21 protein-coding genes and 1 pseudogene are annotated in these 20669 nt (G+C 73.1%); 14 read left to right on the top strand and 8 right to left on the bottom strand.

Annotation, left to right across the window (positions count from 1 at the left end; translation table 11 throughout):
- Positions 1 to 74: 74 nt before the first annotated feature.
- Entirely contained in the window at positions 75 to 707 is a 633-nt protein-coding gene (locus CCS38_RS16040) for a hypothetical protein (RefSeq protein WP_223733953.1), read from the bottom strand.
- Positions 708 to 965: 258 nt separating this feature from the next.
- Between CCS38_RS16040 and CCS38_RS16035 the strand changes: the two genes are divergently transcribed.
- The gene (locus tag CCS38_RS16035; protein ID WP_223733952.1) at positions 966 to 2021 is read left to right on the top strand and encodes a PucR family transcriptional regulator; all 1056 of its coding nucleotides are present in this window, start codon (positions 966 to 968) and stop codon (positions 2019 to 2021) included.
- 49 nt (positions 2022 to 2070) lie between these two features.
- On the opposite strand, the gene CCS38_RS16030 is transcribed toward CCS38_RS16035, so the two are convergent.
- The 3 genes from CCS38_RS16030 to CCS38_RS16020 all read right to left on the bottom strand — a co-directional run bounded on the left by CCS38_RS16030 (position 2071) and on the right by CCS38_RS16020 (position 6323).
- Positions 2071 to 3561 (bottom strand): DUF1996 domain-containing protein, encoded by a 1491-nt coding sequence (locus CCS38_RS16030; RefSeq protein WP_223733951.1) that lies wholly within the window; start codon positions 3559 to 3561, stop codon positions 2071 to 2073.
- Positions 3558 to 4307, bottom strand: a complete 750-nt coding sequence (locus CCS38_RS16025) for a DUF4142 domain-containing protein (protein ID WP_223733950.1) — start codon at positions 4305 to 4307, stop codon at positions 3558 to 3560. The genes CCS38_RS16030 and CCS38_RS16025 overlap by 4 nt, the downstream gene beginning before the upstream one ends.
- 195 nt (positions 4308 to 4502) lie before the next feature.
- The gene (locus CCS38_RS16020) at positions 4503 to 6323 is read right to left on the bottom strand and encodes an AMP-dependent synthetase/ligase (protein WP_223733949.1); all 1821 of its coding nucleotides are present in this window, start codon (positions 6321 to 6323) and stop codon (positions 4503 to 4505) included.
- Between the two features lie 177 nt (positions 6324 to 6500).
- On the opposite strand from CCS38_RS16020, the gene CCS38_RS16015 reads away from it, so the two are divergent.
- The 3 genes from CCS38_RS16015 (at position 6501) to CCS38_RS16005 (ending at position 8664) form a co-directional block, all read left to right on the top strand.
- Complete coding sequence (locus CCS38_RS16015) at positions 6501 to 6806, top strand: DUF6412 domain-containing protein (RefSeq protein ID WP_223733948.1); 306 nt, start codon at positions 6501 to 6503, stop codon at positions 6804 to 6806.
- 110 nt (positions 6807 to 6916) lie between these two features.
- On the top strand, positions 6917 to 7660 hold the full coding sequence (locus tag CCS38_RS16010; protein WP_223733947.1) for a YidC/Oxa1 family membrane protein insertase: 744 nt from the start codon (positions 6917 to 6919) through the stop codon (positions 7658 to 7660).
- A 146-nt stretch (positions 7661 to 7806) separates the two neighbouring features.
- Positions 7807 to 8664, top strand: a complete 858-nt coding sequence (locus CCS38_RS16005) for a fumarylacetoacetate hydrolase family protein (protein ID WP_223733946.1) — start codon at positions 7807 to 7809, stop codon at positions 8662 to 8664.
- A 15-nt stretch (positions 8665 to 8679) separates the two neighbouring features.
- Here the strand turns inward: CCS38_RS16005 and CCS38_RS16000 are convergent, their stop codons facing one another.
- From CCS38_RS16000 to CCS38_RS15990, 3 genes are all read right to left on the bottom strand, one after another.
- Positions 8680 to 9651 (bottom strand): DUF3048 domain-containing protein, encoded by a 972-nt coding sequence (locus CCS38_RS16000; protein ID WP_223733945.1) that lies wholly within the window; start codon positions 9649 to 9651, stop codon positions 8680 to 8682.
- Positions 9652 to 9722: 71 nt separating this feature from the next.
- Positions 9723 to 10193: a heme-degrading domain-containing protein gene (locus tag CCS38_RS15995; RefSeq protein ID WP_223733944.1), complete on the bottom strand. Its 471-nt coding sequence runs from the start codon at positions 10191 to 10193 to the stop codon at positions 9723 to 9725.
- Positions 10190 to 11311, bottom strand: coding sequence for a Gfo/Idh/MocA family oxidoreductase (locus tag CCS38_RS15990; RefSeq protein ID WP_223733943.1), 1122 nt, complete (start codon positions 11309 to 11311; stop codon positions 10190 to 10192). Before CCS38_RS15990 ends, CCS38_RS15995 begins: the two co-directional genes overlap by 4 nt.
- A gap of 56 nt (positions 11312 to 11367) precedes the next feature.
- Between CCS38_RS15990 and CCS38_RS15985 the strand changes: the two genes are divergently transcribed.
- From CCS38_RS15985 to CCS38_RS15950, 8 genes are all read left to right on the top strand, one after another.
- Complete coding sequence (locus tag CCS38_RS15985) at positions 11368 to 12522, top strand: ROK family transcriptional regulator (protein ID WP_223733942.1); 1155 nt, start codon at positions 11368 to 11370, stop codon at positions 12520 to 12522.
- A 37-nt stretch (positions 12523 to 12559) separates the two neighbouring features.
- Positions 12560 to 13324, top strand: coding sequence for a GntR family transcriptional regulator (locus CCS38_RS15980; protein ID WP_223733941.1), 765 nt, complete (start codon positions 12560 to 12562; stop codon positions 13322 to 13324).
- Positions 13325 to 13517: 193 nt separating this feature from the next.
- Positions 13518 to 14639 (top strand): TIGR03364 family FAD-dependent oxidoreductase, encoded by a 1122-nt coding sequence (locus tag CCS38_RS15975; protein ID WP_223733940.1) that lies wholly within the window; start codon positions 13518 to 13520, stop codon positions 14637 to 14639.
- On the top strand, positions 14633 to 15367 hold the full coding sequence (locus CCS38_RS15970; protein ID WP_223733939.1) for a phosphonatase-like hydrolase: 735 nt from the start codon (positions 14633 to 14635) through the stop codon (positions 15365 to 15367). The genes CCS38_RS15975 and CCS38_RS15970 overlap by 7 nt, the downstream gene beginning before the upstream one ends.
- On the top strand, positions 15351 to 16460 hold the full coding sequence (locus CCS38_RS15965) for an ABC transporter ATP-binding protein (protein WP_223733938.1): 1110 nt from the start codon (positions 15351 to 15353) through the stop codon (positions 16458 to 16460). The genes CCS38_RS15970 and CCS38_RS15965 overlap by 17 nt, the downstream gene beginning before the upstream one ends.
- Positions 16453 to 17361, top strand: a complete 909-nt coding sequence (locus tag CCS38_RS15960) for a 2-aminoethylphosphonate ABC transporter permease subunit (protein ID WP_223733937.1) — start codon at positions 16453 to 16455, stop codon at positions 17359 to 17361. Before CCS38_RS15965 ends, CCS38_RS15960 begins: the two co-directional genes overlap by 8 nt.
- Complete coding sequence (locus CCS38_RS15955) at positions 17342 to 18139, top strand: ABC transporter permease (protein ID WP_223733936.1); 798 nt, start codon at positions 17342 to 17344, stop codon at positions 18137 to 18139. The genes CCS38_RS15960 and CCS38_RS15955 overlap by 20 nt, the downstream gene beginning before the upstream one ends.
- 28 nt (positions 18140 to 18167) lie before the next feature.
- Positions 18168 to 19229 (top strand): 2-aminoethylphosphonate ABC transporter substrate-binding protein, encoded by a 1062-nt coding sequence (locus tag CCS38_RS15950; RefSeq protein ID WP_223733935.1) that lies wholly within the window; start codon positions 18168 to 18170, stop codon positions 19227 to 19229.
- Positions 19230 to 19244: 15 nt separating this feature from the next.
- Here CCS38_RS15950 and CCS38_RS15945 read toward each other — a convergent pair whose 3' ends face one another.
- Complete coding sequence (locus CCS38_RS15945) at positions 19245 to 20024, bottom strand: HAD-IIA family hydrolase (protein WP_223733954.1); 780 nt, start codon at positions 20022 to 20024, stop codon at positions 19245 to 19247.
- A 142-nt stretch (positions 20025 to 20166) separates the two neighbouring features.
- Between CCS38_RS15945 and CCS38_RS15940 the strand changes: the two genes are divergently transcribed.
- Both CCS38_RS15940 and CCS38_RS15935 read left to right on the top strand, forming a co-directional pair.
- Positions 20167 to 20478: a hypothetical protein gene (locus CCS38_RS15940; RefSeq protein ID WP_223733934.1), complete on the top strand. Its 312-nt coding sequence runs from the start codon at positions 20167 to 20169 to the stop codon at positions 20476 to 20478.
- A pseudogene (locus tag CCS38_RS15935) lies at positions 20468 to 20669 on the top strand (class F sortase); the annotation flags it as partial. The gene CCS38_RS15940 and the pseudogene CCS38_RS15935, both read left to right, overlap by 11 nt.

Raw genomic sequence — 20669 nt, 5'->3', positions numbered from 1 at the left:
GGCTGCCGCTTTGATGCCGGGTGCGGCGGCGTTGTGGCTGGTCGCGCAGTTCCCCGCGCCCCTGAGAGGCGCCCTCACGGGCGCCGTCCAGGTGCGCGTAGGCGGTATGCCAGGGCCAAGGCCGCGGCCGCCACGCATGTGGCGTAGGCGGCGGTGACCCAGCCGGAGGCAGGGCGGCCCGCGCGCAGGCCGTGTACCAGCGCCGCTCCCCAGGCGACGTACGCGGCCATGTGCAGCGCGCGCCACCAGCGGGAGGCCGCGCGGCCGGTGAAAGCCGTGCGTGCAGCACCCGTCACCGCGACCGCGAGGAACACGTAACCGGCCAGTGTGCCCAGGCCGATCAGCAGCGGGCGGGCGCCGTCGGCGAACGGCAGGGCGGCGGCCCGGCCGGTGGTCTGGCCGCGGGCCACCTTCACCCCGATGTGCAGCGCGAGGAAGCCGAGCCCGGCCACGCCCGTGCCCCGGTGCACGGCCTGGGCCAGCAGCCGGTGCCCGGAGGCCAGCACCCGGCGGTCGGTGGCGGCCAGGCCCCACAGCACGGTGCCGGTCAGCGCGACCAGGGCGAGCACCCCGGCCCCGAAGTCCAGGAAGTCCGCCGCCCGGTCCGCCGCGCCGGAGCGCACCAGGACGGCCAGGAAGAGCAGGAGCGCGGCGGGGAGCGCGGGGCGCAGCGGGCGCCGGCGGGTGCGCGGAACTGACGCGGGCATCGGGCCTCCACGGAATTCGAGCGGAAGAATGCGTAACGCCCCGGAAAGGGCGGGGAATTGCCGTACGTTCCGGCGGCGATGTGTGCGGCAGCATCGCGGACGCGTCCGGGGCCTTCCGGACCTTTAGCGCGCTGTGACAAATTCCTGCACCGGCATCGCCGTCGCCGTTCCGGGTGCGGATGATGCCGACTCAGGCACTGACCCTCAGGCACAACGGCCGTATCCCAGCCGCTCCCCAACGGCAGGAACGAGGTAGCGATGTGTGATCTCCTGAACCGCATCTGGTCACGCCCCCGAGGTGAGTGGACCCGGGTTCTGCGAAAGGAACTCCCGTCGCTCGCCGAGAACATGGTCGAAGAGCTGCGGATCGCCTTTCCCGCCTTTTCCGCATTGCTCGGTGAGGCACCGGAGAAAGAGGCGGAATGGGCCATGGAACAGGCCCTGCTGACCTCGCTCGGTTACCAGGAGCGGACGGAGTGCGCCCGCCGCCCCGCCGAACTGGTCGTCACTCCCATGCCGGTCTCCCGCGCCCGTAAGGTCCTCTTCGCCGCGCTCGCCGGGCAGCGCCCGCTCTCCGCCGCCGCCCTCGCCGAACCGGCCCGATGCGCGGGCTGGCCCGTACCGGACGCCCTCCAGGCCGTCGCCCTCGGCTCCGCCGCCGAGGCGCCCCAGCTGGCCGCCGCCCTGGGCGACGCGCTCGTCGGCACCGTCGAGGGGGACACCTGCCTCTTCGTGCCGGACCCCGGCACGCAGACCAGGGCCCGGCTGGAGGCCGCGCTCAAGGGCCGCCCGGCGGCGGTCGGCCACACCGTGCCGGCGGGCGACGCGGCGTCCTCGCTGCGCTGGGCCCGCGCACTGCTCGCCTTCGGACCGGCGCGCGGCGGGCCCGACGTGCGCCCGGTCTTCGTCGACGACCACCTCTCGGCACTGCTGCTCCTCCAGGACGAGTCGCTGACCAGGGCGCTGGCCGCGCGCCGGCTCGGCCCGCTGGACGAGCTGACGCCCCGGCAGAGCGAGCGCCTGGAGGTCACGCTGTTGGCCTGGCTGGAGGGCGGGGGCGCGCCGGAGGCGGCGAAGGTGCTCCAGGTGCACCCGCAGACCGTGCGGTACCGGCTGCGGCAGATCGAGAAGCTCTTCGGACCCGAGCTGCGGGATCCGCGCAGCCGCTTCGAGCTGGAGATGGCGCTGCGCAGCCGGCGGCTGCTGGCCCACGTACGGCGGTACCGCTCCCGGTCCGGGCGCCGGGCCCGGCCGGTGACTTCCGGCATCCGCCCGCTGGGCGTCGCCAGGGAGGCGCGGGTGAACGGCCTCTGAGCGCGGCTGCGGCCCCGGACCACACCTGGTCCGGGGCCGCAGCGCCGCCTCAGCCGCAGTCGCGGCCGCTGTTGATGCAGTCGACGGCCTCGTTCATCAGCTGCTCCGGCATGACGTTGATGAAGTCGCCGTGGTCGGTGACCGGCTTGTGCAGCTGCTCGGGGAAGCTGTCCACCGCGAACTGCTCACCCGCCGGCACGTCGTAGGTGATCTTCTCCTGGAGCTGCGGGATGGCGCGGAAACCGGCCGGGCAGGAGCCGTCCTCCTGGGCGAACGCCACGTGCGTACGGTGGTTGGCGCTGTCGGTGTTCTGCCCGTCCCAGCAGCTCTGGAAGTTGAAGGTACGGACGACGTCCGCGCCGTCCGGGCAGATCGGGTACTTGTCCTTCAGCTGCCGGTCCTCGAAGCCCACGCAGCTCCAGGAGGCGTTGGCGTTGGCCGGGCCGTTGGTGAACGCCTTGGCGTCGCCGGTGATGATGCGCAGGAAGCGCGGCATCGCGGTCACGTCACCGGCCTGGCTGCCGCTGAAGGTGAGCTGGACGTCGGACGGGGTGAGGACCGAGCCCACGTTGCCGTCGTGGCCCGCGCCCGGCTTGTGCTCCGAAGTGCCGTCAAGGACGCGCAGCACCGGCCAGTAGTACGTGGACAGGTCGCCGTTGCCGCAGGTGGTGCCGGACGCGGCCAGGCTCTCATCGGTGGAGAAGGCGTCGGTGGACTCGTTGCCGACGTAGTCGTGGGTGTGGTGCGCGCCGTTGCTGACGCCCGGCGTCACGATGACGTTGTCCGAGTTGAAGTGGCCCTCCTGGTTGGTGCCGCACTCGGAGACGAAGGTGCCGGTGGAGGCGCCGTCGCCCTGCGGCGGCTGCTGGGCGTTGGGCTGGACGGACAGGATGTCGGCGAAGTCGTCGGGGGAGGGACCGCCGGGCGGCAGCTTCGCGTCGCCGTCCTGGCCTTGCTGCGCCCCGTCCCCTTGGCCTTGCTGTGCGCCGTCCTGCCCCTGCTGCGCGTCCTCCTGTCCTTGCTGCTGCTCTTGCCCCTGCTCTTGTTGCGCGTCGCCCTCGCCCTGCTGCTCGCCCACCGATATGGACTGCCCCGTGGGCTTCACCTTGCAGGCGCTCATGTTCAGCAGGGCGTCGGGGCGGGGCGCCGACCGGCCGATGGCGTCGGCCATCGTCCCGATCGTCTTCTCGCGCTGCTGCTGCAGCTGCTGGAGCACCGCGTCCGTACCGCCGCCGCGCCCGCCCGCCGTCATCTTCTCGTACGCCGCCGCCACCTGGCGGTCCAGCGCGGCGAGCCCGCGGGAGACCGGCAGTTGCGCACCGCGCGGCACCTGGCGCAGCCGGTCGCCGACGTCCGGACAGGACACGGTCGAGGCCACGGCCGCCGTTCCGCCGCGCTGCGCGGGTCCGTCCTCGTCCGCGCCGTCGGCCGAGGCGCCGGCGGCGATCAGCGCGGTCCCGCCGCCGCCGAGCAGTAACGCGGCGGCCGCGGCCACCAGCCGGGTGGTCAGGCGCGAGCGTTTATGGGCCTGTGGAGTCATGCGATCACTTCACTTCGTGGGGAGTAGTGGGAAGTGGTGGGGAAAGTGGGATGAGGGTGCGGCCGGGTGTTCGGGGAAACGTACGGCTGCCGGGACCGGGCCGCCGCCAGGTTGCCGAAGTCGACCAGGCCGGTACCTTCCAGGACCGTGATGTGGTCCAGGACGACCGCATTCGTACGAGTGGCCAGTCGCCGCACCATCGCGTTGCGGCTCTGCGCCCGGACGAGCGCGACGAGTCCGAAGACCTTGCCGTGCGCGCGGCGCAGCAGCTGGGCGAAGCGCCGGTCGAATTCCTGGCCGCGGGCGGAGTCCAGCTGCCCGAGCCAGCCCTGCTGCTGCGGGGTGGGCTCGTCCGGCAGCGGTACGCCCAGGTCACGGGCTGTCTGTACGGACAGCCGGTCCAGTTCGGTGTGACCGGCCACGAGGTGGTCGCCCGCGGTCCGTACGGCCTTGCGCGTGCCGCGTTCCCGCGCCTGGCGGCCCGCGGGCAGCTCCCACAGCCCGGCGAGCCGTACCTTGCGCACGAAGTCCCGGTCCATGGGGGTGAGCAGGCCGTACGGGGTGCGGACGGTGCCGCCGCCGTCGTCCTCCCAGCCGGCGGCCGCGGCGGCCGTCGAGGTGTTCTGGCCGAAGAGCTGGACGGGCAGCAGCAGTGCGACGAGCGTGGCCACGAGGGCGGCGACGACCATCCCGGTGGCGAGCGCCCGCGCGGGGACGAGGGGTGAGCGGCTGGCGAGGGGGCGCACACGGAACCTCCCGGTCGGTCCGGCGGGGACGACTGGGACGCTAGGCCGGTGCCGGGCGGCGGAACGCGGGCTTCGCGTGCCTGGACAAGAAAACGCCGGGGCGGCGCGTGCGCTGCTACGGTGCGGCGCTCAGCCCCGCGTAGGGCGCTCAGCCCTGCGTACGACGCGCCGTTCGGCCCGTGTACCGCGCTCCGTTCAGCCCGCGTACAGCGCGTCGATCTCCGCCGCGTACGCCCGCTCGATCGCCGCCCGGCGCAGCTTCAGCGAGGGCGTCAGCAGGCCGTCGGCGACGCTGAACTCGCCGGGCAGGATGCGGAAGGCGCGGATGGACTCGGCGCGCGAGACCGAGGCGTTGGCGACCGCGACCGCCCGCTGCACCGCCGCCCGGACGCCTTCCTCCGGCGGGTCGCCGGGGCGCGCGTCCTCCAGTCCGCCGCGGTAGCGCCGCCAGTGCGCCAGCGCCTCGGGGTCCAGGGTGATCAGCGCCGCGACGTAGGGCCGGTTGTCGCCGACCACCAGGCACTGCGAGACCAGCGGGTGGGCGCGTACCCGCTCCTCCAGGCCGAGCGGGGCGACGCTCTTGCCGCCGCTGGTGATGATGATGTCCTTCTTGCGGCCGGTGATGACGAGGTAGCCGTCCTCGTCCAGGTGTCCCAGGTCGCCGGTGGCGAACCAGCCGTCGTGCGGCGAGGTCCCGTGCTCGTCGACGTACCCGGCGAAGACCACGTCGCCGCGCACCCACACCTCGCCGTCCTGGGCGATCCGCACCGCACAGCCGGGCAGCGGCCGCCCGACCGTGCCGAACCGCACCCGCCCCGGCGGGCAGGCGGTGACCGCGCCGCTCGTCTCGCTGAGGCCGTACCCGTCGTAGACGGTCAGGCCGGCCCCGGCGAAGATCCGCCCGAGGTCGGCGCGGAGCGGCGAGCCGCCCGAGACGGCGTTGCGCACCCGCCCGCCCAGCACCCCGCGGATGCGCCCGTACACCAGCCGCTCGTACAGCGCGTGCCGGGCGCGCAGGGCCGGGCTCGGGCCGTGGCCGTGGCCCTGCTCGCGGCGCTCGACGGCGCGCGCGTACCGCAGCGCGGTGGCCGTCGCGACGTCGAACATCCGCAGCCGGCCGGCCTCTTCGGCGGCCCGGCGCGCGCTGTCGTAGATCTTCTCGAAGACGTACGGGACGCCGAAGAGGAAGGTGGGCCGGAAGGACGCGAGCGCGGGCAGCAGCGCCTGCGGGGTCAGCTCGGGTTCGTGGCCGAGCAGGATGCCGCCGCGCAGACAGGCGACCTGGACCATCAGCCCGTAACTGTGCGCCAGCGGCAGGAACGCGAGGATCGACGGCTGGGTGCCGGGCGGCCCGGTGAGCCGGCCCCAGCCCGCCAGCAGCGTGTCGCACTCGGCGGCGAGGTTGCCATGGGTGATCACGCAGCCGCGCGGCCGTCCGGTGGTGCCGGAGGTCTGGATGACCGCCGCGGTGTCCCGCGGGGTGACGGCCCGGCGCAGCCGGTGCACCTCGGCGTCGGGCAGCTGTCCGCCGAGCCCGCTGAGCAGGCCGACGCAGTCCTGGTCCAGCTGCCAGACGCGGCGCAGCCGGCGGTCGGCGCCGCAGGCCGCCGCCACGGTCATGGCGTGCTGCTCGTGCTCGATGACGATGGTGTCGGCCCCGGTCGCGGCCAGCAGCGCGCGCAACTGTTCGGTGGAGGCGGTGGGGTAGACGGGGACGAGGTGCGCGCCGATCGACCAGACCGCGTAGCTGAAGAGCGTCCACTCGTACCGGGTCCTGGACATCACCGCGACCCGGTCGCCGGGCCGCAGGCCGTCCGCGAGCAGCCCCTTGGCCAGCGCCAGTACCTCGGCGCGGAAGGCGGCGGCGGACACGTGGTGCCAGCGGCCGGGGTCCGCGGGGTCCCGGCGGGCGAGCTGGGCGAGCGCGGGCACCCGGTCGGCCAGGTCGTGGACGGTGTCGGCGAGGCCGCCGGTACGTGCCGCGGTCACCAGGGCGGGCGTGCTGACGTCGCGCACCACACCTCCCTCGTCCGCCCCGCCGTACGACCGGGGTGGACGCAAGTTACCCGCTGGTGGCCCTACTGCACAGATCTCTGGTTACTCTTGAGCGGAAGAGGACAAAACCGAGCGGAAATGATCCCGAACGGGAATGATCCCGAACGGGAAGAGCCGGGCCGGGAGAGGAGAGCGCGTATGCGGCGCATCGCCGATGCCTGGCGGCTGTACGTCGGCGCGCTCCTGTTCCTCCTGGCCGGTGTGCTGCTCACGCAGAGCGGCCTGACCTCGGCCCTGACCGCCGCCGCGACCACCGCGGCCGTCCTCCTCCTCAGCCGCGCGGTGCTCGTCGCCACGCTGGCCGGACCCGCCCCGCCGGGCCGGATCCGCACCGCCATCCGGGACCGGGAACGCCGTACGGCCTTCCTGCCCCAGCGCGATCCCGACGCCGCGGGCCGCCCGCGGCCCAGGGCACCCGGCCGCCGTCTCCCGACGGCCGCGTAGACGCGCAGGCGCGCGCTCTTCTTCTCCGCGTACGGCCCTGCCACGCGGCTCGTCACACCGAATTCAGCATTGCCATTTCCGGTACTGACGAGACCCCCGGAGGGCTCACCATGTCCGTCTTCGCCCCGCTCGGCGCCGCGCTCGGCCACCTCGCCGACGCCCTCTCCCCGGTGTTCGGTGCCTCGGCGACCGCCGCCGCCATCATCGTCTGCACCCTGGCCGTACGGGCCGCGCTGCACCCCCTCGCCCGCGCCGCCGTCCGCGGCGAGAAGTCCCGCACCGCGCTCGCCCCGCAGATGGCCGAAATACGCCGGAAGTACGCGAAGGATCCCGAGCGCATGCAGCGCGAGGTGACCGACCTCTACCGGAAGGCGGGCGCCTCGCCGCTGGCCGGCTGCCTCCCGACGCTCCTGCAACTCCCCGTCTTCTTCCTCATGTACCACCTCTTCACCTCTCCCAGCTCCGGGCTGCTGGGCGAGCGGCTGCTGGACGCGCCGCTCGGCGGCCGCTGGGTGGACGCGCTCGCCGACGGCGGCCCGTTCGGCGCGCACGGGCTGGTGTACCTGGCCCTCTTCGTGATCGTCGCGGCCGTGGCGACGGTGAACTACCGGCGGGCCCGTAAGGCCACCGCGGCCGCACCGGCCGGGGTCGGCGGTGAAGCAGTACCCGGCATGGCCGCCGTGACGAAGTTCGCGCCCCTTCTCTCCTTCGGCACGCTCCTCACGATCGCCGTCGTACCGCTGGCCGCCGCCCTGTACGTCGTGACCAGTACGGCGTGGACGGTCTGCGAACGCGGCCTGCTGATGCGGGACCGCGAGCCCGCCGCCGGCCTCGCGCCCGCTACCGCCGAGTAAAGGTCCAGTACGTGAACGGGGTCTTGCGGGCGGGACTCCGTTCTTGGAGGATCGGCCAAATCGCTCGATGGCCGCACTCCATCGGCCGGCCCGGGAGATCCCTCTCCCGGGCCGACCCTTCGCATACGACCACGGGAGTTGTACTGATGAAGCTGCTGCGTGTCGGACCGGTGGGGGCGGAACGCCCGGCGCTGCTGGACGAGTCGGGAACCCTGCGTGATCTGTCGGGCATCGTGCCGGACATCGACGGAGCGCTGCTCGCGGACGAGACGGCGCTGGACCGCGTCCGTACGGCAGCGGCGGCCGGTGACCTGCCGGCACTGGACGCCGCCGGGCTGCGCACGGGCGCGCCGCTCGCCCGCATCGGCAAGGTCGTGTGCATCGGGCTGAACTACCACGACCACGCCCGGGAGACCGGCGCGCCGATCCCGGCCGAGCCGATCGTCTTCATGAAGGCCGCGGACACCGTCGTCGGCCCGGACGACACCGTGCTCGTCCCGCGCGGCAGCGTGAAGACCGACTGGGAGGTCGAACTGGCCGTCGTCATCGGCCGCACGGCCCGCTACCTGGAGACCGACGAGCAGGCGCTCGCCGCCGTCGCGGGCTACACCATCGCCCACGACGTCTCCGAGCGGGAGTTCCAGATCGAGCGCGGCGGCCAGTGGGACAAGGGCAAGAACTGCGAGACGTTCAACCCGCTGGGCCCCTGGCTGGTCACCGCCGACGAGGTCCCCGCCCCGCAGGCACTCGGCCTGCGCCTCTGGGTGAACGGCGAACTGAAGCAGGACGGCACGACGGCCGAGCAGATCTTCCCGGTCGCCGAAGTCGTCCGTTACCTCAGCCAGTTCATGACCCTCTACCCCGGCGACATCATCAACACCGGCACCCCGGCCGGCGTCGCCATGGGCCACCCCGAGCCCAAGCCGTACCTCCGCGCCGGCGACGTGGTCGAACTCGAAATCGACGGCCTGGGCCGCCAGCGCCAGGAGTTGAAGGACGCGTGACGGACGGGGTGGCTCTCAGCCCTTCGGGATGAGGGCCACCCAGACCGGGCCGGGGGCGAAGGGGAGGGAGTGGCCCTCGGGGGTGGTGAAGGTGGTGCCGTTGTCCGCCGTGCCGCGGGACCACTCGGCCTGGTACTTCTTGCCGTCGCGGAGGATCAGGGCGTCGCCCGAGCCGACGGTCTCGGTGTACGGGGTGACGCTGCCCCACTTGTCGTGGAGGCGGGAGGAGCGCACGGTCACGTACTGGACCACGACCGTGGCGACGCCCAGCTGTCCGGCTCCGGTGGTGCGGAAGGGCGTGCCGTCCATGGCGACCAGCCAGCGGTCACGGCTCTCGGACCAGGTGAAGGAGAAGCGGGCCGCCGGGTAGCGGACCTCCTGCTGTGTCGTTCTGGTGCCGCCCTTCGCGGGGGCGGCGCCGAAGCGGAAACCGATGTCGGCGGGGGCCGAGGCGTCCGGGGCCGCTTCCAGGGCGCGGGCCGGGCGCAGATACAGGTTGTGCGGTGCGGCGCGGTCCGTGCTGCGGACGTACGCGTCGGGGGCCTTGCCCGGTGGCAGGGCGGTGATCGGGGCCGACTCCAGTGTGGGGCGCAGCTTCGCCTGCGCGCCGGAGTAGGCCAGCGCCGGGTGGCCGAACTGGCGGAGCAGTTCGAGGTCGGACTCGCGGGCGCTGCGGACCGGGCCGACGAGGTCCGGGAGGCGGGACGCGAAGACGGCCAGTATCCGGGACAGGCCGGCCTCCACCTCTTCGGTGTAGAGGATGTCGGCGTCCTCCAGGCCGGTCTGCGGGCGGGCCGCGGCGACATTGTCGATTTTGACGGCCAGTACCTTGTCGCCCGCGCCGTCCTTGCCGGTGAACGGCGACTTCCCGTCCTCGCCCGTCTGACAGCCCGCCACCAGCGGCGACAGTCCCGCGGCCAGGCCCGCCGCCAGCACGGTCCGCCGCGATGATCCGGTCCAGCCCGTCCGCCCGCCCGTCCACGCCATGGGGGTACCGCCTCTCTCTCGCCGGTTCCCCCACAGCTTTCCCGGTGCGGCGCGCGGGCGCACGGATTCCGTCAGGCGGGGCGCAGAAACCGCTCCAACGCCTCGACGACGAGCGCGTGGTCGTCGGCCTGCGCGAGCCCGGAGACGGCCACCGCGCCGATGACCCCGGTACCGCGGAGGCGGAGGGGGAACGCCCCTCCGTGCGCGGCATAGGTGTCCGGGTCCAGCCGGGAGGAGTCCTCGAAGGTCCGGCCCTTGGCGCGGAAGCGGGCGCCGACCAGGAAGGACGCCTCGCCGTACCGCTCGACGACCCGGCACTTGCGGTCCAGCCAGGCGTCGTTGTCGGCGCTGGTGCCGGGCAGCGCGTAGTGGAAGAGGCGCTGGGCGCCGCGCCGGATGCTGATCGTCACGGCAGCGTCCCGCTCGCGCGCCAGCCCGACGAGGAGGGTGCCCAGCTCCCAGGCGTCCTCGTTGCTGAAGCGGTCGAGGACCAGGCGGCGCTCGTGCTCTTCGAGAGTGGTGATGTCGTCGGCGGCGGTCATCGGGTGGCCTCGATCCGGACCGTGCGGCCCTCGGCGGCCGAGAGCTTGGCGGCCTCCAGGACGCGCAGCGCGGCGGCCGCCTCCAGGGCGGTGACCGGCGGCTCGCCCCCCGTACGCAGCGCTTCGGCGACCGCGGCGTAGTACGCGGGGTAGTCGCCGGGCAGCGTCGGGACGGGCTCGCCGCCGCCGGTCTGCGGGGACTCACCGGCACCGAGGCGGCCCCAGGCGGACTCCGGCTCCACGCCCCATTCGGCGTCCGGAGCGCCGGGCCGGCGGCCCTCGCGCAGCGCCGCCTCCTGCGGATCCAGGCCGTACTTCACATAACCGGCCTCGCTGCCGAGCACCCTGAAGCGCGGGCCGAGCTGGGCCGTGGTGGCGCTGACCCACAGGTGGGAGCGGACGCCGCTCTGATGCGTGATCGCGAGGAAGGTGTCGTCGTCGGCCTCGGCGCCGGGGCGGCGCACGTCGGACTCCGCGTACACCGAGACGGCCGGGCCGAAGAGGGTGAGGGCCTGGTCGGCGACGTGGCTGCCCAGGTCGTACAGCAGCCCGCCGATCTCGGCCGGGTCGCCGGACTCGCGCCAGCCGCCCTTGGGCTTGGGCCGCCACCGCTCGAACCGCGACTCGAAGCGCCACACCTCGCCGAGCGCGCCCTCCTCGACCAGCTTGCGCAGGGTCAGGAAGTCGTTGTCCCAGCGGCGGTTCTGGAAGACGGAGAGGAGCAGCCCGCGGTCCTCCGCCAGGGCGGCCAGCTGCTCGGCCTCGGCGGCGGTCCCGGCCAGCGGCTTGTCGACGACGACCGGGAGGCCCGCCTCCAGGGCGGCGGTGGCGAGCGGGACGTGGGTCTTGTTCGGGGAGGCCAGGACGATCAGGTCCAGCTCGCCCGCGCGCGCCAGCACCTCGTCCGGGGTGGCGACCGTACGCACCTGGGGGTGCTCGGCGCGGGCCTGCGCCTGGCGGTCGGGGCTGGAGGTGGAGACCGTGTCGAGGACCAGTCCCTCGGTCGCGGCGATCATCGGGGCGTGGAAGACGGAGCCGGCCAGGCCGTAACCGATGAGGCCGACGCGCAGGGGGCTGCCGGGGAGTGCGGTACCGGGGGAGTCGCTCGGGCTGCTCATACCTTCCACTTAAGCAACGCTGTTGCCAAAGTGCAAGCGGTCCGCACAATGGAGGGGTGACCAGCGAAAACCCTCCCCCCTCCGACCTGGCCGAGCGTGCGCTCGGCGGCGCCAACCTCCCCCTGCTGCGCGGGCACAACGCGGCCGTGCTGCTCGGGCTGCTGCGTGCGGCGGGGGAGGGCGGGGTGAGCCGGCTGGAGCTGGCCGAGCGCAGCGGGCTGACCCCGCAGGCGGTCAGCAAGATCACGGCACGGCTGCGGGAGGCCGGGCTCGCCACCGAGGCCGGGCGGCGCGCGTCCACGGGCGGCAAGCCCCGTACGGTCCTGCGGCTGGTCCCCGGTGCCCGGTACGCGATCGGGCTGCACCTGGACCGCGACGAGAGCATCGCGGTCCTCGCCGACCTGGCGGGCGAGCCGGTCGCGGTCCGCCGCGCGCCGCTGGACCTGGGTGCGGCCGCGGACGAGGTGCTGGCCGCGGCTGCCGCCCAGGTCGCCGAGGTGCGCGCCGCTGCCCCCGGGGCGCAGGTGATCGGTGCCGGCGTGGCCTGCCCCGGCCCGCTGGACCACCGTACGGGCGTACTGCACCGGGTCACCGGCCTCCCGCAGTGGGACGGCTACCCGCTGCGTGCCGCGCTCACCGAGCGGCTCGGCCTGCCCGTGGTCCTGGACAAGGACACCAACGCGGCGGCGCACGGACTGGCCCAGCAGGCGGAGGGCGCCGAGTCGTTCGGCTATCTGCACCTGGGGACGGGGCTGGGCGCGGGGCTGGTGCTCGGCGGCGCGGTGCACCGGGGGGCGCGCACCGGCGCGGGGGAGTTCGGGCACCAGGTGGTGCAGCTGGACGGGCCGCGGTGCGGCTGCGGCAAGCGCGGCTGTATCGAGGCGCTGTGCCTGGCCGCGGTCGCGGCGGGCGAACCGGCGGAGGCGGCGCGGGTGCTCGGCGTGGGTGCCGCCAACCTTGTCGAGCTGCTCGACGTGGACCGGGTGCTGCTGGGCGGGCGTACGGTACTGGCCGACCCCGATACCTACGTGAGCGGGGTCGCGGCCTCGCTGGACGGGCAACTGCGCGCGCACGGTGCCTCCGGGGCCCGTACCGTACCGGTCGAGCCCGCTCCCGGTGGCGCGCGGATGGTCGCCCTCGGCGCGGCCCATCTGGTGCTGGCCACGCTCTTCGCCTCTCCCCGCGGGGGGTTGGGGCGCGCGCGGGCCTGACCAGGGGCGCAGGCTCCGCCCATGCGAGGATCGGCCGGTGGACTACCCGAACGAGCAGGCGCCCGGCGCGCCGATCAGGGCCGGCATCCCCGAGCACGGCCGCATCCCCAAGTACTACGCGGCGAAGGTCCGGATCGCCGAGCTGCTGGACGAGCTCGGCGAGGGGGAGACACTGCCGACCGAGCGCGATCTCGCGCTGCGGTTCGAGGTCTCGCGCGAGACGCTGCGGCAGGCGCTGCGCGAGCTGGTCCTCGAAGGCCGCATCCGCCGCCTCGGCCGCGGCACGGTCGTCGCCGGGCCCAAGCTTGAACAGCCGCTTGCGCTGGCGAGTTACACGGAAGGGGTACGGAAGCAGGGGCGCCTCCCGGGCCGTCACCTCATCGGCCTGGACCGCTTCCCGTGCAATGCGGCGCTCGCCGCGGATCTCGGGCTGGTGGCTGGTGAGCCGGTGTGGCACATGGAGCGGGTGTTGCTCGCGGATGACGAGCGGGTGGGGCTGGAGAGTACGTACGTGGCCGTGGAGCGGGTGCCGCGGCTGGATGTCGACTTCGAGCCGGACTCCTCCTTCTACGCGTATCTGCACGAGCGGCTCGGAATAGGGTTCGGCGACGCGGATGAGCGGCTGGAGACGGTACTGGCCACGCCGCGGGAGGCGCTGCTGATCGGGACGCCGGGGGCGCTGCCGATGCTGCTGATCCACCGAATCTCGCGGGATACGGCAGGGCGTCCCCTGGAGCGGGTGCGGACGCTGTTCCGCGGGGACCGGTTCTCCTTCACGACGCGTCTCGGCGGCGCCCCGTAAGGGGCGCGGGGAACTGCGCGAGCAACCACCGCGGTGGGGCGGCCGGCCACCGGCCAGTACCCCTGCGGCGAGGGCCGTCGTTCCTCTAAGGTCACGAGAAGATAACGGGTCTAGGCCAAGGTTGATGGCCCGTTAACCGGCTCGTCGCCGCGCGGACCGTAGCCGGTCACCCGGCGCGACGAGCGTCACCGGCATGCGAGTCATAGTTGTCGGAGCCGGCGTGCTGGGGACCATGCACGCCTGGCATGCAGTCGAACGCGGCCACGAGGTCGTCCACATCGAGCGGGAGGCCGAGGCCCGCGGCGCCTCCGTACGCAATTTCGGCCAGATCTGGGTCAGCGGCCGCGCGGGCGGCGAGGAGCTGGACACCGCGCTGCGCGCCCGCGAGCTGTGGGAGGGGATCGGCGCCCGGGTGCCGGGCCTCGGCTTCCGTGCCATCGGCTCGCTGACCGTCGTGAAGAACGAGGCCGAGCGGGCCGTCGCCGAGGCCGCCACCCGCCGCCCGGACGCCGCGGCCCGCGGGTACAAGCTGCTGGACGCGGAGGAGGCCCGCGGGATCAACCCCGCGCTGCGCGGCGACTTCCTCGGCGCCCTGTGGTGCGAGCGCGACGCCGCCGTCGAACCCCGCGTCGCCCAGCGGGAGCTGAAGCAGGCGCTGCTCGCCTCCGGCCGCTACACCTACCTCGGCGGGCGCGAGGTCCGTGACGTGGTGGGTGAGGCCGCCGTACGGGACGACCACGGCGACATCCACCGCGGCGACGCCGTCGTGCTGTGCACCGGCGCCTGGCTGAGCGGCCTGGTCCGCGAGCTGGTACCGGACCTGCCCGTCCGCCGCGTACGGCTGCAGATGATGCAGACCGACCCGCTCGGCGAGCCGCTGACCACCTCCGTCGCCGACGCGGACAGCTTCCGCTACTACCCGGCGTACGGCAGCGACGCGCTGGACGCGCTGAACGCCACGCAGGCGCAGGCGCCCACCGCCGCCGCGCACAAGATGCAGCTCCTGATGGTCCAGCGCGCGGACGGCGGGCTGACCATCGGCGACACGCACGAGTACGAGACGCCGTTCGCCTTCGACACCGTCGAGGAGCCCTACGAGCACCTCACCGGCGTCGTCGAGTCGATCCTCGGCCGCCCGCTGCCGCGCATCCGGCACCGCTGGGCCGGGGTGTACGCGCAGTGCACGGACACCGGCCGGGTCGTGCACCGGGAACAGGCGAGCGACGGCGTGTGGCTGGTCACCGGCCCCGGCGGGCGTGGCATGACCTGCTCCCCGGCGATCGCCGAGAAGACCGCGAACGAACTGGGATGGTGAGCGAATTGACGAAGAACGACACCCCGAAGAACGACATCGAACTGATCGTCCTCGACATGGCCGGCACCACCGTCGCCGACGGCGGACTGGTCGAGCAGGCATTCGACGCGGCCGCACGGCACCTCGGCGTCGAGCCGGGCACCCCCGACCACGCCGAGAAGCTCGCCTACGTGCGCGCCACCATGGGCGAGTCGAAGATCTCCGTCTTCCGGCACCTCTTCGGCGACGAGGAGAAGGCGCAGGCCGCCAACGCCCGCTTCGAGGAGGCGTACGGCGAGCTGGTCGACGGCGGGCTGATCGCGCCCGTGCCCGGCGCCCGCGAAGCCATCGAGGCGCTGCAGGCCGCGGGGATCACCGTCGTCCTCAGCACCGGCTTCGCCCGCGTCACCCAGGACGCGATCCTCGCCGCGCTGGGCTGGCAGGACATCGTCCCGCTCACCCTCTGCCCGGCCGACGCGGGCGGCCGCGGCCGCCCCTACCCCGACATGGTCCTCGCCGCCCTGCTCCGTACCGGCGCCACCGACGCCGTACAGAAGATCGCGATCGCCGGCGACACCTCGTACGACATGCTCTCCGGCCGCCGGGCCGGCGCCTCGGTCGTCGCCGGGGTGCTCACCGGCGCCCACGACAAGGACCAGCTGGAGGCCGCGGGCGCCACCCATGTCCTCGGCTCGGTCGCCGAACTGCCCGCCCTGCTGGGAGTGGTACGCGATGACCGCCCTGCCTGACACGGCCGCGGCCCCGGTGGCCGGGAGGACCGCCTCCGGCATCCGCTTCGAGAACGTCTCCGTCGCGTACGGCACGCACACCGTGCTGGACGGGCTCGACCTGACCGTCGAGCCGGGCGAGGTGATGGCCCTGCTCGGGCCTTCCGGGTCCGGCAAGACCACCGCGCTGCGGGCCGTCGCCGGGTTCGTGACGCCGGCCTCCGGGCGGGTGCTGATCGGCGGCCGGGACGTCACCGGCCTGCCGCCCTACAAGCGCGGCATCGGCATGGTCGTACAGAGTTACGCCCTCTTCCCGCACATGCGCGTCGCCGACAACGTGGCCTTCGGGCTCAAGGCCCAGAAGGTGCCGCGTGCCGAGATCGACGGCCGCGTCACCGAGGCGCTGGAGCTGACCGGCATGGCTGGGTACGCCCGGCGCTACCCGCGCGAGCTCTCCGGCGGCCAGCAGCAGCGCGTCGCCATCGCCCGCGCGCTGGCCATCCGGCCCGGCGTGCTCCTCCTGGACGAGCCGCTGTCCGCGCTGGACGCGCAGCTGCGCTCCGGGATGCTCGCCGAGCTGGCGCGCCTCCACCGCGAACTGCCCGACGTCTCGATCCTGTACGTCACCCACGACCAGGTCGAGGCGCTCACCCTCGCCGACCGGATCGCGGTCATGGACCGGGCGCGGCTGCGCGACTGCGGTACGCCGCGCGAGCTGTACCGGGCGCCGCGCACCGAGTTCACCGCCTCCTTCGTCGGCAACGCCAACCTGCTGCCGGTGACGGCCGGTGCGGGCGACGGGACCGTGATCTTCGCCGGTACGGAGCTGGCGGTGCGCGGCACGGAGGGCGCGGCGTCCGGCGCGGAGGCCACCCTCTGCGTACGGCCGCACCTGGTCGGGCTGGGGGAGGGGCCGAACGCGCTGCGCGGCCGGCTCGCCGAACTCCAGTGGCGCGGCGCCACCCACCGGCTGTACGTGGAGGTCGCGGGCCACCGCGTCATGGCCGATGTGCGCGAGCTGCGCGACACCCCGGCCGTCGGTGACGAGGTGACGCTGCACTTCGCGCCCGAGGACGCGGTGCTGATACCGGTGGGGGCGGGTACCGATGGCTAGCCTCACCCAGCGGGCGCGCTTCGGCGCCCCAGCCCGGACGCGGGTCCGCGCGCTGCCGCGCGGCCTGTGGGCCCTGCCGCCCGTCGCCGCCCTCGCGCTGGTCTTCCTCTACCCGCTCGTGCTGCTGGTCCGGCAGTCGTTCACGCCGGACGAGGGCGGGCCGATGACCGCCGCGTACAGCGAGGTGCTGGCCGAGGCGTCCTTCCAGGACGCGCTGGTCAACACCGTGCTGATCGCGGCCGGGGCCACCGCCGGCTGTCTGGTGCTCGGCTTCGCCCTCGCCCTGGTCGTCGCCTTCGTGCCGTTCCCCGGCGCCCGCGCGCTCGGCCGGTTCATCGACATCTTCCTGGCCTTCCCGTCCTTCCTGATCACCCTCGCGCTGCTCTTCGTCTACGGCTCGACGGGCGTGGCCAACGGGCTGTGGACCTCGGCGACCGGCGCCGGCAGCGGCCCGTTCGACTTCCTGCAGACGCCCTGGGGAGTGCTGCTGGCGGAGATCACGTACTTCACGCCGTTCGTGATGCGGCCGCTGCTGGCCGCGTTCTCGCAGGTGGAGACCGGGCAGCTGGAGGCAGCCGCGTCGCTCGGCGCACGCCCCTGGCGGATCGTCCGGACGGTGATCCTGCCCGAGGCGCTGCCCTCGCTCGCGGCGGGCGGCGCGCTCGTCCTGGTCCTGTGCCTGAACGAGTTCGGGATCGTGCTCTTCACGGGCGCCAAGGACGTGGTCACGCTGCCGGTCCTCGTCTACACGAAGGCCATCCTCGACGGCGACTACACCGGCGCGTGCGTCGTCGCGGTCGTCAACATCGCGCTGTCCGTGGCGCTGTACGCCGGTTACCGCGCCCTGGTGGCCCGCACCGGACGCGAGGGAGGTGCCCGCCGTGCTCGTGCACAGCAATAAGGCCAGGGCGGTGATCTGGACGGGCTTCCTCCTCCTCTTTCTCCCCCTCTTCGCGCTGCCGTTCGCCGTCATCCTGGCCGCGTCCTTCGCCTCCACCTGGAGCGGCGCACTGCCCTCCGGGCCGACGCTGACGCACTATCAGGACATCGCCCGGGGCGACTCGCTGAACGCGCTGGTCACCAGTCTGCTCACCGCGCTCGCCGCGAGCCTGCTGGCGCTGGCCGCCGGTACCTGGGCGGCGCTCGCCGCGCAGCGCCTCGGCGGCCGGGGCAAGAAGGTCATCGACACCCTCTTCATGCTGCCGGTCGCGGTGCCCTCCGTCGCCGTCGGCCTGTCCCTGCTGGTCGCCTTCTCGCAGCCGCCGCTGCTGCTCAACGGCACCCGGCAGATCGTGATCATCGCCCATACGGTGCTGGTCACCGCGTTCGCGCACCAGTCGGTGAGCGCGGCACTGGACCGGCTGGACCCGGCGTACGAACAGAGCGCCGCGGCGCTCGGCGCCCGCCCGGCCTACGTCCTGTGGCGGGTCAAGCTGCCCCTGCTGCTGCCCTCGCTGACGGCGGCCACCGGGCTGTGCTTCGCGCTCTCCATGGGCGAGCTGAGCGCCACGATGATGATCTATCCGCCCGAATGGCTGCCGCTGCCGGTCCAGATCTTCGCCACCACCGACCGGGGCGCCCTCTTCACCGGCGCCGCCCTCGCGGTGGCGCTGATGGCCGCGACGCTGCTCGTCCTCTTCGGCGTCTCCCGCATCCGTACCAGAGCCTCGTACCGCTGACACGCCCGTCCCAAGGAGCCAGACACTCATGCGCAGTCACCTCAAGCCGATCACCGCTCTCTGTACCGCACTCGCCCTCGGGTCCGTCCTCACCGCCTGCGGCGGCACGGCGGCCGACCCGGACGCCAAGGAAGTCACCGTCTACAGCGCCGACGGCCTCAAGGGCGAGAAGGGCGACGGCTTCTACGACAAGGTCTTCAAGGACTTCGAGAAGAAGACCGGCATCAAGGTCAACTACGTGGAGGCCGGCTCCGGCGCCACTGTCCAGCGGCTCGCCCGCGAGAAGATGAACACCCAGGCCGACGTGGTCGTCACCCTCCCGCCGTTCATCCAGCAGGCCGACGGCAAGGGCCTGCTCCAGAAGTACGAGCCCAAGGGGTACGACAAGGTCGCCGCCGCCGACCGCGACCCCAACGGCAAGTGGACCTCGATCGTCAACAACTACTTCTGCTTCATCTACAACAAGAAGCAGCTCAAGACGCCCCCGGAGAGCTGGCAGGACCTGCTCGACGCCAAGTACAAGAACAAGCTGCAGTACTCCACGCCGGGCGTCGCCGGGGACGGCACCGCCGTCGTCATCAAGGTCATGCACGACCTGGGCGGCACTGATCAGGCCATGGACTACTTCAAGAAGCTCCAGGCCAACAACGTCGGCCCGTCCTCCTCCACCGGCCAGCTCGCGCCCAAGACCGCCAAGGGCGAACTGCTCATCGCCAACGGCGACGTGCAGATGAACTTCGCCAACATGAAGTCCATGCCCGACCAGGGCATCTTCTTCCCGGCGGCCAAGAAGGGCGGCAAGCCCTCCACCTTCGCGCTGCCGTACACCGCCGGCCTGGTGAAGGGCGCCCCGCACACCGAGAACGGCAAGAAGTTCCTGGACTACCTGCTGAGCCCGGAGGTCCAGCAGGAGGTCTCCTCGGTGGGCGGCGGCTTCTCCTCCCGTACGGACGTCAAGGCGACCGACGCCAACGCCGAGGAGCTGGAGAAGATCATGAAGGGCGTCGAGATCTTCGAGCCGGACTGGCAGGACATCGACAAGAACCTCGACACCTACATCGACGCCTGGAAGTCGGCCACCGGCAGCTGACCGCGCACCGCCGGGTCAGACGAGGTCGACCAGGTCCGCGATCGAGTCGACCACGCTGGTCGGCCGGAACGGGTAGCGGTCCAGGTCGCCCTTGCCCGTCAGCCCGGTGAGCACCAGGAACGTCTCCATGCCGGCCTCCAGCCCCGCCAGCACATCGGTGTCCATCCGGTCACCGATCATGGCGGAGGTCTCGGAGTGCGCCCCGATGGTGTTCAGCGCGGTACGCATCATCAAGGGGTTCGGCTTCCCGATGAAGTAAGGGTCCTTGCCGGTCGCCTTCGTGATCAGCGCGGCGACCGAACCGGTGGCCGGCAGGGCGCCCTGGGGGGAGGGCCCGGTGTTGTCGGGGTTGGTCGCGATGAACCGCGCGCCGTCGTTGATCAGCCGGATCGCCTTGGTCAGCGCCTCGAACGAATACGTACGCGTCTCACCCAGGATGACGAAATCCGGGTCCTGGTCGGACAGGACATAACCGGCATCGTGTAGAGCGGTCGTCAGCCCGGCCTCGCCGATCACATAGGCGGTGCCGCCGGGGTGCTGAGTGTCCAGAAACTTCGCGGTGGCGAGCGCCGAGGTCCAGATGTTCTCGACCGGCACCTCCAGCCCGATCCGGCTCAGCCGGACGTGCAGGTCCCGGGCCGTATAGATCGAATTGTTGGTGAGCACCAGGAAGGGGCGACCGGCGTCGCGCAGCTTCTTGATGAAGGCGTCGGCTCCGGGGACGGGGATGCCCTCGTGCATCAGCACGCCATCCATGTCGGTGAGCCAGGATTCGATCGGCTTGCGCTCTGTCATGGCCGCCATGCTATGCACTCCTGCACGCGTGCATCAGGGGTGACAGCAGAGCGTTCCGTCACCCCGGCGGCGCAAGCGACGCCCCGCTCAGGATGCGGACAGCGGCCGCCGGGCGGACCTTCGAAGTATCCGGAGGTTCACCATGCGTCCACCGCGTTTCACCGTCTGCACCTGCACGGCCTTCACCGCCTGCGTGGTCCTCGCCGGCACCGCGCACCCGGCGGGCCGGCTCGACGGGCAGCCCGGGCCGGTCGCCGCCACCGCGGGGGTGACGGCGCGGACCGCCACGCCGCCGCCCGCCGAGTACCGCCCCGTGACCGTGGAACGGCGGCCGGTGGGCGGGATGAACTCGGGCCGGTCGGCGGGCCTGGTGGTGGCCGGCGGCGTGGCCCTCGTCGTGATCGGCCGCATCGTGCACATGCTGCGGAAGCGGGGTGGCGGTGATGCCGAATGAGGGCCTGTCCGTACTGGGCGGACACGGCCGGCTGCTGGCCGGCGTGGCCTGGGCACTGCTGCTCCTCGGGCTGTGGGTGTGGGGCCGCGGACCCGCCGACGGACAGCTCCCGGGCGCCGCCACCACCGGCGACGTCGCCGCGGTGGGCCGCCCCCTCCTCCAGGAACTTCCCCGTGCCCACGCCCCGCTGC

Origin of the sequence: Streptomyces purpurogeneiscleroticus, assembly GCF_020024005.1 — a bacterium.
GTDB classification, from domain to species: Bacteria; Actinomycetota; Actinomycetes; order Streptomycetales; family Streptomycetaceae; genus Streptomyces; species Streptomyces purpurogeneiscleroticus.
The sequence above is the reverse complement of the archived record's forward strand: the minus strand, read 5'-3'. Positions and strand labels throughout refer to the sequence as shown.